This window comes from Nocardia sp. NPDC059236, assembly GCF_042754085.1.
Lineage (GTDB): Bacteria > Actinomycetota > Actinomycetes > Mycobacteriales > Mycobacteriaceae > Nocardia.
Map to the genome: position 1 here is coordinate 52,399 of NZ_JBHZAF010000031.1, position 13,658 is coordinate 66,056.

A 13,658-nucleotide genomic window follows, 5' to 3' on the forward strand; every position below is an offset into this window, starting at 1 on the left:
TGCCCGGTGGTGCCCGCTCGCGGCGTTCACCTGCTCAGACCATAGGATAGTGACTCGTGACTCCAGCTGACCTTGCAGATCTCCTTCGGGCTACCGCAGCGAAGGTACTTGTCGAACGCGGATCAGACCCTGCGATCCTGCCCGACGAGGTCAAGGTGGAGCGTCCCCGCAACCCCGAGCACGGTGACTATGCCACGAATGTGGCCATGCAGGTAGGCAAGAAGGCGGGAATGAACCCCCGCGATTTCGCAACGTTGCTGGCCGAGGCGCTGTCGGCCGCCGAGGGCGTCGAGGCCGCCGAGGTCGCTGGACCCGGCTTCCTGAACATTCGCCTGGCCAAGGCCGCGCAGGGCGCGATCGTCGAGAAGATCCTCGAGGCCGGTGCGAAGTTCGGCACCGCGGACGCTCTCGGCGGCACGAAGATCAACCTCGAATTCGTCTCCGCCAACCCGACTGGCCCGATCCACCTCGGTGGAACCCGCTGGGCCTCGGTCGGCGACGCGCTCGGCCGGATCCTGGCGGCCCAGGGCGCGGACGTGACCCGCGAGTACTACTTCAACGACCACGGCGCGCAGATCGACCGCTTCGCCAACTCGCTGGTGGCCGCCGCGCTGGGACAGCCGACCCCCGAGGACGGTTACGCGGGCGCGTACATCAACGAGATCGCCGACACCGTCGTGAAGGCCAACCCGGGTGTGCTGGAACTCCCGGAGGCCGAGCGGCACGAGCTTTTCCGCCGCGAGGGCGTCGAGCTCATGTTCGCGCACATCAAGCAGACGCTGCACGACTTCGGCACCGACTTCGACGTGTACTTCAACGAGAGTTCGCTGTTCGCCTCCGGCGCGGTCGAGCAGGCCATCGAGACGCTGAAGGCGTCCGGCAAGCTGTACGAGAAGGACGGCGCCTGGTGGATCGCCTCCACCGAATACGGCGACGACAAGGACCGCGTCGTCATCAAGAGCGACGGCAAGTCCGCCTACATCGGCGGTGATATCGCCTACTTCCAGAACAAGCGCTCGCGCGGTTTCGATCTGTGCATCTACATGCTCGGTGCGGACCACCACGGCTACATCGGCCGTCTCAAGGCCGCCGCGGCCGCGTTCGGCGACAACCCGGACACCGTCGAGGTGCTCATCGGCCAGATGGTGAACCTGGTGAAAGATGGTGCCGCCGTTCGCATGTCGAAGCGCGCGGGCACCGTCGTCACCCTCGACGACCTGGTCGAGCAGATCGGCGTGGACGCGGCGCGCTACTCGCTGGTGCGCTCCTCGGTGAACTCCAGCATCGACATCGACCTGGACCTGTGGACCCGGCAGGACAGCGAGAACCCGGTCTACTACGTGCAGTACGCGCACGCGCGCACCAACCAGATCCTCGGCAACGCGGCCGCGTTCGACTACGCCTCGGTCACACCGGATTTCGCGCTGCTGACCGATGACCGCGAGGGCGCGCTCATCCGCACGCTGGGCGAGTACCCGCGCGTGGTGGCCACCGCCGCCGAGATGCGGGAGCCGCACCGGGTCGTGCGCTACCTCGAGGAACTCGCCGGGGCCTACCACCCCTTCCAGTCCGACAAGACGCTGCGCGTCATCCCGCAGGGCGACGACGTGGTCACCCCGCTCAATGCCGCTCGCCTCGAGCTGGTCAAAGCCACCCGTCAGGTTCTCGCCAACGGCCTCGGCCTCCTAGGCGTCAGTGCACCGGAGCGTATGTAGATGAGTGCCCACCCCGCAGGACCCCGCCACGCGGACATCCCGCACGCGCCCACGCTCGCCGAGCGTCCCAGCGCACCCGCGCAGATGATCGAACTGCCGGCGAATGTGTGGCCGCGCAACGCCTCTCGCGACGCCGACGGCGTGGTGCGGCTGGCGGGCGTGCCGGTGCACGAGCTGGCCGCCGAGTACGGCACCCCGCTGTTCGTGATCGACGAGGACGACTTCCGCTCCCGCTGCCGCGACATGGTCCGCGCCTTCGGTGACGGCGCGCGAGTGCACTACGCCTCCAAGGCATTCCTGTCCGGCGAGGTCGCCCGCTGGATCCGTGACGAGGGCCTGCACCTGGACGTGTGCTCCGGCGGCGAGCTGGCGGTGGCGCTGCACGCCGGCTTCCCGGCCGAGCGGATCGCCCTGCACGGCAACAACAAATCGGTGCCCGAGCTGGAGATGGCGGTCGGGGCGGGCGTCGGCGACGTGGTCGTCGACTCGCTGATCGAGATCGAGCGCCTGGAGGCGGTGGCCAAGCGCGCCGGCCAGGTGGTGGACGTGCTGATCCGCGTCACCGTCGGCGTGGAGGCCCACACCCACGAGTACATCTCGACCGCGCACGAGGACCAGAAGTTCGGCTTCTCCATCGCCGGCGGCGACGCCATGCAGGCGATCGCCCGGGTCTTCGAGTCCGACAATCTGCGCCTGGTCGGCCTGCACTCGCACATCGGCTCGCAGATCTTCGAGATCGACGGCTTCGAGATCTCCACCCGCCGCATGCTGGGCCTGCTGCGCGAGGTCGCCGACAAGTTCGGCATGGAACGCGCCGAACAGATGCACGTGCTGGATCTCGGTGGCGGCCTGGGCATTTCGTACCTGCCGCACGAGGATCCGCCGGCCCTGGACGGCTTCGCGGCCAACCTGCGCCGCATCGTGGCCGAGGAGGCCGAGCGGGCCGGGCTGCCGGTGCCGACCATCGCGGTCGAGCCGGGCCGCGCCATCGCCGGCCCCGGCACCGTCACCCTCTACGAGGTCGGCACCATCAAAGATGTTGTGCTCGACGGTGGTAATCGCCGACGCTATGTGAGCGTCGACGGCGGCATGAGCGACAACATCCGCCCCGCCCTGTACCAGGCCGAGTACGACTGCCGCCTGGTCTCGCGCTCCAGCGAGGCCGGTCCGGTGGTCGCGCGAGTGGTCGGAAAGCATTGCGAGAGTGGGGATATCGTCATCCGTGACACCTGGCTCCCGGCCGATGTGGGCCCGGGCGACCTGGTGGCGGTGGCCGCGACCGGCGCGTACTGCTACTCGATGTCGAGCCGCTACAACATGCTCACCCGGCCCGCGGTGGTCGCGGTGCGAGATGGCAAGGCGCGCTTGATCCTTCGCCGCGAAACGGTGGAGGACCTACTCAGCTTGGAGGTGAAGGCATGACCGAGAACAGAAACGGCGGCGTGTGGGGACAGGATCATCCCATTGGCGTGGCCGTCCTCGGCATGGGCACGGTCGGCACCGAGGTGGTCCGCATCATTCGTGACCACGCCGACGACCTGTGCAGCCGGGTCGGCGCTCCGGTCGTGCTGCGCGGTGTCGCGGTGCGCGACCTGAGCAAGGACCGCGGCCTGCCCGCCGAGCTGCTCACCACCGATGCCGAGGCCCTGGTCACCCGCGACGACGTGGACATCGTGGTCGAGGTCATGGGCGGCATCGACCCGGCCCGCGACCTGATCAAGTCCGCGCTCACCAAGGGCAAGTCGGTGATCACCGCGAACAAGGCGCTGCTCGCCGACTACACCGGCGAGCTGGCCGCCGCGGCCGAATCCAACCGTGCCGACCTGTACTTCGAGGCCGCCGTCGCCGGGGCCATCCCGGTGATCCGCCCGCTCATCCAGTCGCTGTCCGGCGACCGGGTCAACCGCGTGGTCGGCATCGTCAACGGCACCACCAACTTCATCCTCTCGGCCATGGCCGAGACCGGCGCGGACTACGGCGACGTGCTGGCCGAGGCCACCCGCCTGGGCTACGCGGAGGCCGACCCGACCGCCGATGTCGAGGGCTACGACGCCGCCGCCAAGGCCGCCATCCTCGCCTCCGTGGCCTTCCACACTCGCGTCACCTCCGGTGATGTGTACCGCGAGGGCATCTCCAAGATCACCTCCGAGGATCTGGAGACCGCGGCGGCCGTGGGCTGCACCGTGAAGCTGCTGGCCATGGCCGAGCGCGTCACCGACGACGGCGGCAAGGAGAAGATCTCCGTGCGCGTCTACCCCGCCCTCATCCCGCGCAAGCACCCGCTGGCCGCGGTCAACGGCGCGTTCAATGCCGTGGTCGTGGAGGCCGAGAACGCCGGCCGGCTGATGTTCTACGGTCAGGGCGCCGGCGGCGCGCCGACCGCCTCGGCCGTCATGGGCGATCTGGTGATGGCGGCGCGCAACAAGTTCTACGGCGGCCGCGCTCCGGGCGAATCGGTCTATGCTGAGCTGCCGATCGCTTCGATCGGCGACACCCCGACCCGCTACCACGTGAACCTGCAGGTGGCCGACCGCACCGGTGTGCTGGAAGCGGTCGCCGGGGAATTCGCCAAGCACAGTGTGAGCATCTCGACGGTCCGGCAGGAAGGCCACGACGTCGGCGCTCGCCTGGTCGTGGTGACCCACCATGCACAGGAATCCGCGCTTGCGGATACCGTTGCCGCATTGGCCGAACTGGACTCCGTCACGTCCGTGACCAGTGTTCTGAGATTGGAAGGCACCGAGGAATGAGTGCAACCGCACGCGCGACAGCCGTGCATACGCCGTGGCCGGGTCTGATCGACGCCTACCGCGATCGGCTCGCGATTCCCGCTGACTGGGAAGCCGTCACTCTCTTCGAGGGCGGCACCCCGCTGGTGCCCGCGCATCACCTCTCCGAGCTGACCGGCTGTGAGGTGTACCTCAAGGTCGAGGGCGCGAACCCGACCGGTTCCTTCAAGGACCGCGGCATGACCATGGCCATGACGGATGCGAAGTACAACGGCAAGACCGCCGTGCTGTGCGCCTCCACCGGAAACACCTCGGCCTCGGCCGCGGCGTACGCCACCCGTGCCGGTCTGCACTGCGCGGTGCTGATCCCGTCGGGCAAGATCGCCATGGGCAAGCTGGCCCAGGCGGTCATGCTGGGCGCGAAGATCATTCAGGTGGACGGCAACTTCGACGACTGTCTCGAGCTGGCCCGCAAGGTCACCGCGGACTTCCCCGAGGTCGGCCTGGTGAACTCGGTCAACCCGGCCCGTATCGAGGGCCAGAAGACCGCGGCCTTCGAAATCGTGGACGCGCTGGGCAAGGCGCCCGATGTGCACGTGCTGCCGGTCGGCAATGCGGGCAATATCACCGCGTACTGGAAGGGCTACAGCGAGTACCACGCCGACGGCATCACCAGCTCGCGCCCGCGCATGCTGGGTGTGCAGGCCGCCGGCGCCGCGCCGCTGGTCAACGGCGCTCCGGTCGCGAACCCGGAGACCGTGGCCACCGCCATCCGGATCGGCGCACCCGCGTCGTGGAACGGCGCCATGAATGCCAAGACGGAGTCGGGCGGCGCGTTCCGCGCGGCCACCGACGAGGAGATCCTGGCGGCGTACCACCTGGTCGCGGCCAAGGAGGGCGTGTTCGTGGAGCCCGCCTCCGCCGCTTCGGTGGCCGGTCTGCTGGCCGCGCGCGCCGAGGGCTGGCTGGATTCCGGCCTCACCGTGGTCTGCACGGTGACCGGCAACGGCCTCAAGGATCCGGACAACGCGCTCAAGGGCATGCCCGAGGTGACGCCGATCGCGGTCGACCCGGTCGCCGTGGCCCACGAACTCGAGCTGGCCTGAGTTGAATTCTCGTGACGCTCAGCTCATGACGCGGACGCTGCCCGCCGGAATCTCCGTCACCGTGCGGGTTCCGGCGTCGAGCGCCAACCTGGGCCCGGGTTTCGATTCCCTCGGAATCGCTTTGGGGCTGTACGACGAGATCACGGTGTCCACCACCGACTCCGGGCTGACCATCAGGGTGGAGGGCGAGGGCGCCGACGATGTGCCCTGGGGCCCTTCGCATCTGGTGGTGCGCGCCGTCGAGCGCGGCCTGCAGGCCGCGGGCGTCTGGGCCGACGGCCTGGACGTGGTGTGCCGCAACGTGATTCCGCACTCGCGGGGCATGGGCTCGTCGGCGTCGGCCGCGGTGGGCGGCCTGGCGGCCGGGCGCGGGCTGGCCGCGAAATTCGATTCGGAGCTGGCCTACGGCGATGACGTGCTGGTCCAGCTGGCCGGTGAATTCGAAGGCCACCCGGATAATTCGTCCGCCAGCATCCTGGGCGGATTCGTGGTGTGCTGGACGGAAACCGACCGTTCGGCGGACGAAAACGGCAGTGCCGACGCGCATCACGCCCGCCTGTATCGCGCGGTGCGGCTGGAGCCGCATCCCTCGCTGCGGCCCGTGGTGCTCATTCCCGAGGAACGTTCCGCCACCGCGCACACCCGCGGCCTGCTCCCGGAGACGGTTCCGCACGTGGACGCGGCCTTCAATGCCAGCCGGTCCGCGCTCGCGGTGGTTGCCTTGACGCAGCGGCCCGACCTGCTGCTTCCCGCCACGGCCGACCGGCTACACCAGGGCTACCGCGCTTCGGCGCTGCCGCTCACCACCAAATGGGTGGAGCGGTTGCGCGCCGCGGGCATCGCGGCCACCGTGTCGGGCGCGGGCCCGACCGTGCTCGCCTTCGCGACCAGCGAATTCCCCGAAGAACTGCGCGAACTCGCAATCGCGGACGGCATGCGCGTTCTCGAGCCGGGCATCGCCGGCGGCGTCTCGGTGGATTGACAGCGCGCCTGCCTTGCCGATGCAAAAGGTGGGAGCTATCCTGAGCGAGTCCGTACATCGTGCGCGTCAGACGCCGGTGCTTCATCAGGGCAAATCGCTCCAGAGGCTCCTTGCTCAGGCTCGAGGCTTGAGGCTCGAAACTTGGGGGTAGCCAGTCAACTGGAATGATCTCTCCCACCTTGTGAGTTGGATGAGCACCAGCACTCGGTGGCGAAGCCCACGTGGTGGCAACCCCACCGGCCCGGCGGGACAGGCGATACGGCATCCGAGTCCGGCATGTGACCGGACTGCAGGAGGAACCCTCGAACAGGCACACGGCGGTCGAGGGAAGGAAAGGATTTCCGTGACAGATACGGACCTGCTCGCGACACCCGGGACGGATAGTGATTCAGCGTCCTCGGGTAGCCGCGAAAGTGACTCCGGACAGATTTCGAAGATGAGCGAACAAACTGACGTCGCACGATCGGGGCTGACTGGAATGTTGTTGCCGCAGTTGCGTGCGCTTGCGGGAGAGCTCGGTATCCGAGGTACTTCCGGGATGCGTAAGGGTGATCTCATCGCCGCTATCAAGGAGAACCAGGCCGGGGGCGCCAAGCCTGTTGCCGCGACCGGCGGCAAGCCCTCGCGGAACGCGAAGGCCAAGGCCGAGGAAGCGCCGAACGGCGGAGAGTCCGTGTCGGCCCCCGCGCGCGAGGTGAAGAAGGCCGCTGCTGTTGCCGACTCCGCTCCGGCCACGGCCGAGGTGAAGGCGGAGGCGAAGGCCGGCCACGCGGACAAGGTCGAAGCGCGCAAGGCCGACACCGAGTCGCGCCAAAACGCTTCGGAGACTCGCGAATCCAAGCGCGAGGAGGGCGAGAACGCCCGCGCCGAGGGCGGCGACGACAGCCGGGACGGTGGCCAGCGCGGCCGCGGTCGCCAGCGCCGGGGCCGCGAGCAGCGTGGCGCCGCCACCGCCGAGACCACCGCCGAGGCTCCCGCCGCCGACAAGGGCGAGCAGGAGGGCGGCGAGCGCCGTCGCGATCGTGGCAGCCAGGGCGATCGTGGCAGCCAGGGCGAGCGTCGCGACCAGGGCGAGCGCAGCAGTCAGCGCAGCGACCAGGGCGAGCGCAGCCAGCAGAGCCAGAACGGCGCCGGCCGCGGCAACCAGCGTGATGATCGCGGCGGTGACGACGAGGAAGGCGGCCGCGGCCGCCGGGGCCGTCGCTTCCGTGAGCGTCGTCGCGGGCGGGACCGCGAGGGCGGCGCCACCGGTGGCGAGGCCCGCGAGATGGAGATCCGCGAGGACGACGTCCTGCAGCCGGTCGCCGGCATCCTCGACGTGCTCGACAACTACGCGTTCGTCCGCACCTCCGGCTACCTGGCCGGCCCGAACGACGTGTACGTCTCGATGAACCTGGTCCGCAAGAACGGCCTGCGCCGCGGTGACGCCATCACCGGTGCGGTCCGCGCCCCGCGCGACGGCGATCAGAGCAACCAGCGGCAGAAGTTCGATCCGCTGGTGCGGTTGGACACGGTCAATGGCGCGGACATCGAAAGTGCCAAGCGCCGACCGGAATTCAACAAGCTGACCCCGCTGTACCCGAACCAGCGACTGCGGCTGGAGACCCAGCCGAACAAGCTGACCACGCGCATCATCGATCTGATCATGCCGATCGGTAAGGGTCAGCGCGCGCTGATCGTGTCCCCGCCCAAGGCGGGTAAGACCACGATCATGCAGGACATCGCGAACGCGATCTCGGTGAACAACCCCGAGTGCTACCTGATGGTGGTGCTGGTGGACGAGCGTCCCGAGGAAGTGACCGATATGCAGCGCTCGGTGCGCGGCGAGGTCATCGCCTCCACGTTCGACCGGCCGCCGAGCGACCACACCTCGGTCGCCGAGCTCGCCATCGAGCGCGCCAAGCGCCTGGTGGAGCAGGGCCAGGACGTCGTCGTGCTGCTCGACTCGATCACCCGATTGGGCCGTGCGTACAACAACTCGTCCCCGGCCTCGGGCCGAATCCTTTCCGGTGGTGTGGATTCCACCGCGCTGTACCCGCCCAAGCGGTTCCTCGGCGCGGCCCGGAATATCGAGAACGGCGGCTCGCTCACCATCATCGCCACCGCGATGGTGGAGACCGGTTCCACCGGTGACACGGTCATCTTCGAGGAGTTCAAGGGCACGGGTAACGCCGAGCTCAAGCTCGACCGCAAGATCGCCGAGCGCCGCGTGTTCCCGGCGGTCGACGTCAACCCGTCCGGCACCCGCCGCGACGATCTGCTGATGTCGCCCGACGAGGCCGCGGTCCTGCACAAGCTGCGCCGCGTGCTCTCCGGCCTGGATTCACATCAGGCCATCGACCTGCTGGTCGACCGGTTGAAGAAGACCAAGAGCAATGTCGAGTTCCTGATGACGGTCTCCAAGACCGCCCCGGGCGCACTCGACGAATGACGAAAACGAAACGGGGGCTCCGCACCGGCGGAGCCCCCGTTTTCGTTTCGAAAGCGCGACAACTGATTTCGTGCCGATGAGGGTAACTCGCCGGGTACGCCCGAAACTCGAGGGGCTACGGACCGGCGGCACGGGTCGGGACTCTCGCGGCACTCGGCCGTCCGCTGAAGTTTCGGGGAGGCGGGGGAGTAGAAGAACAGTCCGATCAGTGCGCCGCCGGCGATCATGAAGCCGAGAATGAGCGCGGTCACGGCACCGGACACGTCCACTGCCGTGACCGCTGTGTAGGTGAGGGTGGCGTCCCCCAGCGGCGGGATGGGGGCCGGGTTCAGCGGTCCCACGGCGTTGCCGGACTCTCCGGGAGCCATCCACCAGCCCGCTACCGCCAGAAGCGTCAGTGTGACCAGGATCGCCCCCGCGACGACCTCCGCGCGCCGCCGGTCTGCCCTCCCGGCCTCGGCGTGCACGGTGACGGGGGACGGACCCCCGATCGTCGCGTCCTTCCTGGTCACTGCCGTCCTTCCGATGGTCGCAGGACTCTCACCTGGACAAACTCTATGAACATGAGTGTTCGTATTCCTGAGTAGCGAGCTACTCGACTTCCAGCCTCACTGGAATACCCGGAATATGCGTGCCCGTAGTTTTATGGGGGAACGACCGGGAACAAACCGGCCCAACCACCTGTTCAGCACGGTGTCACCCCTCGTGACGACCACTCGCTCGCGGCACATATACTGTTCCGTCGGCAACCATGCCTAGTCGGTTCCGGTTCACGTCTCGCATCGCCAGGCGACCCGGAGCCTCTCGAAAGGACACCCATGAAGGCAGGAATTCACCCCACGTACGTGGACACCACGGTCGTGTGTGGCTGCGGCAACACCTTCCAGACCAAGAGCACCAAGGAGTCGGGCCAGATCACGGTCGAGGTCTGCTCCCAGTGCCACCCGTTCTACACGGGCAAGCAGAAGATTCTGGACACCGGTGGCCGCGTGGCTCGCTTCGAGGCCCGCTACGGCAAGCGCGACAAGGCTGCCAAGTAGCTGTCCCGCCGACGCCCGTCCCGCACCCCGCGGGCCGGGCGTCTGTGTTTAATTGCCTCCGCTTCGCTCCGGCAAGCCGCAGGGTGGTGGAGGCGGTCGCGACCCTGCAAGCTCGATTCTTCCCTCCTCCGCTCCTCCGCTTCGCTCCCCGCTCCGTCAGTCCAGAATCGAGCCGGGCCGCGAACCCTGGGCGGTTCCTCTCTCGCTGATACTCAGCTCAAAGTTCTCGAAGGAGCACACAGCCATGGCCGACAAGCAGGCGGCCCCATCCGCGGTCGATGACATCCTGGCTGAGTACGCGGGGCTGGAAACCCAGCTCGCCGACCCTTCGCTGCACAATGACCCGGGCGCGGCCCGTCGCGTCGGCAAGCGTTTCGCCGAGCTCGGCCCGATCATGGCCACCTACAACAGGCTGAAGACCGCGCGCGAGGATCTGGCCGCCGCCGAGGAGCTCGCGGCCGACGATTCGTCCTTCGCCGCCGAGGTCCCGGGCCTGCAGGAGGAGGTGGAGGAGCTGGACAAGCAGCTCACCGACCTGCTCGCGCCGCGCGACCCGCACGACTCCGACGATGTCATCCTCGAGGTGAAATCCGGCGAGGGCGGCGAGGAATCGGCGCTGTTCGCCTCCGATCTGGCCCGCATGTACCTGCGCTACGCGGAACGGCACGGCTGGAAGGTCGAGGTGCTCGGCGTCACCTACTCCGATCTGGACGGGTACAAGGACGCCAGCTTCTCCATCAAGAGCAAGGAAGCGACCCGCGACGGTGTGTGGTCCAAGCTCAAGTTCGAGGGCGGCGTGCACCGCGTGCAGCGTGTGCCGGTGACCGAATCCCAAGGGCGCATTCACACTTCGGCCGCGGGCGTACTGGTGTACCCGGAGCCCGACGAGGTCGAGGAAGTCGAAATCGACGAGAAGGACCTACGGATCGACGTCTACCGGTCCTCCGGCAAGGGCGGCCAGGGTGTCAACACCACCGACTCGGCCGTGCGCATCACCCACCTGCCCACCGGCCTGGTGGTGACCTGCCAGAACGAACGCTCGCAGCTGCAGAACAAGATTCGCGCCAAGCAGGTGCTGGCGGCGCGGCTGCAGGCCCTCGCCGAGGAACAGGCCGATGCCGACGCGGCCGCGGGCCGCGCCACGCAGATCCGCACTGTGGACCGCTCCGAGCGCATCCGCACCTATAACTTCCCGGAGAACCGCATCGCCGATCACCGCATCGGTTTCAAGGCGCACAACCTGGACTCGGTGCTGGACGGCAACCTCGATGACCTGTTCAACGCCCTGGGCGAAGCCGACCGCGCCGCCCGCCTCGCCGCGGAATAAGCGGAATTACCGGCATACCATCACAGTCAGCGTTCAGCGGCCAGTATCGTCTCCCAACGTGACAACTGATTTCGTCGCGCCCGAGCTCGGGTACGTCCAGAATCGGTTCGGCACGCGACCGTCGGCACGGATGCATGGCGGTCGACGGCTCTTGGCCGTCCGCTGAAGGCTCGGAGAGGCGGGGGAGTGAAAGGCTGCGAACCGTGAGTCGTGTACCGTTGCGCCCCGCCGTCCGGGAGGCCGTCGAGATCCTGGCCGCGGCCGGCGTCCACAGCCCCCAGGCCGACGCGGAATACCTTGCGGCACATGTGCTGGGCGTCGATCGCGGGCGCCTCGCACTCATGCCCATGCTCACCCCCGACCAGCTGGAGGAGTACCGCAAGCTGGTCGCCAGACGGGCGGAACGCGTTCCGCTGCAGCACCTTACGGGCACCGCGGCGATGGGGGAGATCGACCTCGCGGTCGGCCCCGGCGTCTTCGTCCCGCGCCCGGAGACGGAGTTGCTGTTCGCCTGGGCGCTCGGTCAGCTCGAAGCCCTCGGCCACGAGCATCAGCCGATCGTGGTGGACCTGTGCACCGGCTCCGGCGCCCTGGCCCTGGCCATCGCCCACGCCCGCCCCGACGCCCAGGTGCACGCCGTCGAACTCGACACCGAGGCCCTGGCCTGGGCCCGCCGCAATGCGCTGCAACTGGCCGACGAGGGCGACACCCCGATCGACCTGCACGCCGGCGACGTCACCGACCCCGCCCTCCTCGAGCAGCTCAACGGCCGAGTGGACGTGGTCGTCTGCAACCCGCCCTATATCCCCGAGGACGCCGAACTCGATCCCGAGGTGATCGACCACGACCCGCACCGCGCCCTCTTCGGCGGCCCCGACGGCCTGTCCGTCATCCGCCCCATGACCGCCACCATCGCCCGCCTCCTGCGCGAAGACGGCACGGTGGCAGTCGAACACGACGACACCAACGGCTCCGGCGTCGCCGCCCTCTTCGCCGCCCACGGCGGCATCACCGACATCGTCGAACACCCCGACCTCGCCGGAAAGCCCCGCTTCGTCGTGGCCCGCCGCACCGCCGACTGACGGTTACTCGGGGCTGCCCTCGATCTCCACGCCGTGCCAGAACGCGACATGATCCTTGATCTTGCGCGCCAGCGGGCTCGGCTTCGGGTAGTACCAGGCCGCGTCGGGATTCTCCTTCCCGTCCACCGTGACCGAGTAATAGCTCGCAATGCCCTTCCATGGGCACACGGTGTGGTGAGAGCTCTCGCTGAAGAACTCCCGCTTCAACGACTCCACCGGAAAGTACTGATTCCCCTCGACCTCCACGGTCCGCGGAGCCTCGGCGATAACCATCCCGTTCCAGATCGCACGCATCATGAGTCGTGCCTCCTTCGTTGCCCCGAGCCTACGTTCGCCCGGAGCCGCAAGGGCCCTTTCCAGCGCTTGCGGCCGTCGCACTCACCCGGTCGGCGTTCGGGGCAGCCGGGGCTCCGACGCTTCGTCGAGGGTTCGGGGTCGGGCTCCAACGCTCGGCCGGGGGTTCAAGGCCCGGGCTCCAACGGCTCGTCGGGGGTTCGGGGCGGAGCCCCCGGGATTCCCGGGCTTTCAGGGGCTTGCCCCTGAGAGCTATCGAGAGTTGATCCGTGCCAAGATGTCAGCCGTGAGTACCGTCTACGACTGTGCCGATCCCGACTCCCGCGCCGCCGGCCTGAGTGCCGCGCGCAGCACGCTGAAGTCCGGGCGATTGGCGGTCATTCCGACCGACACGCTCTACGGACTCGCTGCCGACGCGTTCGACAGTCAGGCGGTGAGCGCGCTGCTGGCCGCCAAGCGGCGCGGGCGGGACATGCCGGTGCCGGTGCTGGTCGGGTCGTGGAACACCATCGACGGACTGGTCTTCTCGGTGCGCCCGCAGGCCCGCGAGCTGATCCGCGCCTTCTGGCCGGGCGGGCTGAGTCTCGTTGTGCAGCAGGCTCCTTCGCTGGCCTGGGATCTGGGTGACGCGCGCGGCACGGTGATGCTGCGCATGCCGCTGCACCCGGTCGCGCTGGAGCTGCTGCGCGAGGTGGGTCCGCTGGCGGTGTCGAGCGCGAACGTCTCCGGGCAGCCGCCCGCCACCACGGTGGCGCAGGCGCAGGCGCAGCTGGGCGATCTGGTCGGGGTGTACCTCGACGGCGGACCGGCCGATCACGCGGTGGCGTCCACCATCGTCGATCTCACCGCCGACACCCCGCGCATTCTGCGCGAGGGCGCGGTGCCGGTCGACAAGGTCGCGGAGGTGCTCGGCATGTCGCCCGAGGAGCTCCGTCAGGTGGGCACGCGGTGA

11 protein-coding genes are annotated in these 13,658 nt (G+C 68.5%); 10 read left to right on the forward strand and 1 reads right to left on the reverse strand.

Annotated elements, in window-relative coordinates; translation table 11 throughout:
- Positions 1-56 precede the first annotated feature (56 nt).
- From argS to prmC, 9 genes are all read left to right on the forward strand, one after another.
- Positions 57-1,715, forward strand: a complete 1,659-nt coding sequence (argS, locus tag ACFXIV_RS43940) for an arginine--tRNA ligase (RefSeq protein ID WP_379390880.1) — start codon at positions 57-59, stop codon at positions 1,713-1,715.
- Positions 1,716-3,137 carry a diaminopimelate decarboxylase gene (lysA, locus tag ACFXIV_RS43945; RefSeq protein WP_379402849.1) on the forward strand — a complete coding sequence of 474 codons (1,422 nt, stop codon included), beginning with the start codon at positions 1,716-1,718 and terminating at the stop codon, positions 3,135-3,137.
- Positions 3,134-4,465 (forward strand): homoserine dehydrogenase, encoded by a 1,332-nt coding sequence (locus tag ACFXIV_RS43950; RefSeq protein WP_379402848.1) that lies wholly within the window; start codon positions 3,134-3,136, stop codon positions 4,463-4,465. Before lysA ends, ACFXIV_RS43950 begins: the two co-directional genes overlap by 4 nt.
- The gene (gene thrC / locus ACFXIV_RS43955; RefSeq protein WP_354849517.1) at positions 4,462-5,550 is read left to right on the forward strand and encodes a threonine synthase; all 1,089 of its coding nucleotides are present in this window, start codon (positions 4,462-4,464) and stop codon (positions 5,548-5,550) included. Before ACFXIV_RS43950 ends, thrC begins: the two co-directional genes overlap by 4 nt.
- A 25-nt stretch (positions 5,551-5,575) precedes the next feature.
- Positions 5,576-6,532: a homoserine kinase gene (gene thrB / locus ACFXIV_RS43960; protein ID WP_379402847.1), complete on the forward strand. Its 957-nt coding sequence runs from the start codon at positions 5,576-5,578 to the stop codon at positions 6,530-6,532.
- 478 nt (positions 6,533-7,010) lie between these two features.
- A complete protein-coding gene (rho, locus tag ACFXIV_RS43965; RefSeq protein ID WP_379402895.1) occupies positions 7,011-8,963 on the forward strand; it encodes a transcription termination factor Rho in 1,953 nt (650 codons plus the stop codon).
- An 818-nt stretch (positions 8,964-9,781) separates the two neighbouring features.
- The gene (rpmE, locus tag ACFXIV_RS43970) at positions 9,782-10,003 is read left to right on the forward strand and encodes a 50S ribosomal protein L31 (protein ID WP_040856062.1); all 222 of its coding nucleotides are present in this window, start codon (positions 9,782-9,784) and stop codon (positions 10,001-10,003) included.
- 244 nt (positions 10,004-10,247) lie between these two features.
- On the forward strand, positions 10,248-11,330 hold the full coding sequence (gene prfA / locus ACFXIV_RS43975) for a peptide chain release factor 1 (RefSeq protein WP_379402846.1): 1,083 nt from the start codon (positions 10,248-10,250) through the stop codon (positions 11,328-11,330).
- Between the two features lie 203 nt (positions 11,331-11,533).
- Positions 11,534-12,412 (forward strand): peptide chain release factor N(5)-glutamine methyltransferase, encoded by an 879-nt coding sequence (gene prmC, locus ACFXIV_RS43980; RefSeq protein ID WP_379402845.1) that lies wholly within the window; start codon positions 11,534-11,536, stop codon positions 12,410-12,412.
- Between the two features lie 3 nt (positions 12,413-12,415).
- Here prmC and ACFXIV_RS43985 read toward each other — a convergent pair whose 3' ends face one another.
- Entirely contained in the window at positions 12,416-12,709 is a 294-nt protein-coding gene (locus ACFXIV_RS43985; protein ID WP_379402844.1) for a DUF427 domain-containing protein, read from the reverse strand.
- A gap of 283 nt (positions 12,710-12,992) precedes the next feature.
- Here ACFXIV_RS43985 and ACFXIV_RS43990 point away from each other — a divergent pair, with 283 nt between their 5' ends.
- Complete coding sequence (locus tag ACFXIV_RS43990; protein ID WP_379402843.1) at positions 12,993-13,658, forward strand: L-threonylcarbamoyladenylate synthase; 666 nt, start codon at positions 12,993-12,995, stop codon at positions 13,656-13,658.

Excerpts from the sequence above, each read along its gene's own strand:
- rpmE (WP_040856062.1), top strand. The coding sequence starts at position 9,782 with ATGAAGGCAGGAATTCACCCCACGTACGTGGACACCACGGTCGTGTGT.
- lysA (WP_379402849.1), top strand. The coding sequence starts at position 1,716 with ATGAGTGCCCACCCCGCAGGACCCCGCCACGCGGACATCCCGCACGCG.
- rho (WP_379402895.1), top strand. The coding sequence starts at position 7,011 with ATGTTGTTGCCGCAGTTGCGTGCGCTTGCGGGAGAGCTCGGTATCCGA.
- thrC (WP_354849517.1), top strand. The coding sequence starts at position 4,462 with ATGAGTGCAACCGCACGCGCGACAGCCGTGCATACGCCGTGGCCGGGT.
- ACFXIV_RS43985 (WP_379402844.1), bottom strand. The coding sequence starts at position 12,709 with ATGATGCGTGCGATCTGGAACGGGATGGTTATCGCCGAGGCTCCGCGG.
- ACFXIV_RS43950 (WP_379402848.1), top strand. The coding sequence starts at position 3,134 with ATGACCGAGAACAGAAACGGCGGCGTGTGGGGACAGGATCATCCCATT.
- thrB (WP_379402847.1), top strand. The coding sequence starts at position 5,576 with ATGACGCGGACGCTGCCCGCCGGAATCTCCGTCACCGTGCGGGTTCCG.
- prfA (WP_379402846.1), top strand. The coding sequence starts at position 10,248 with ATGGCCGACAAGCAGGCGGCCCCATCCGCGGTCGATGACATCCTGGCT.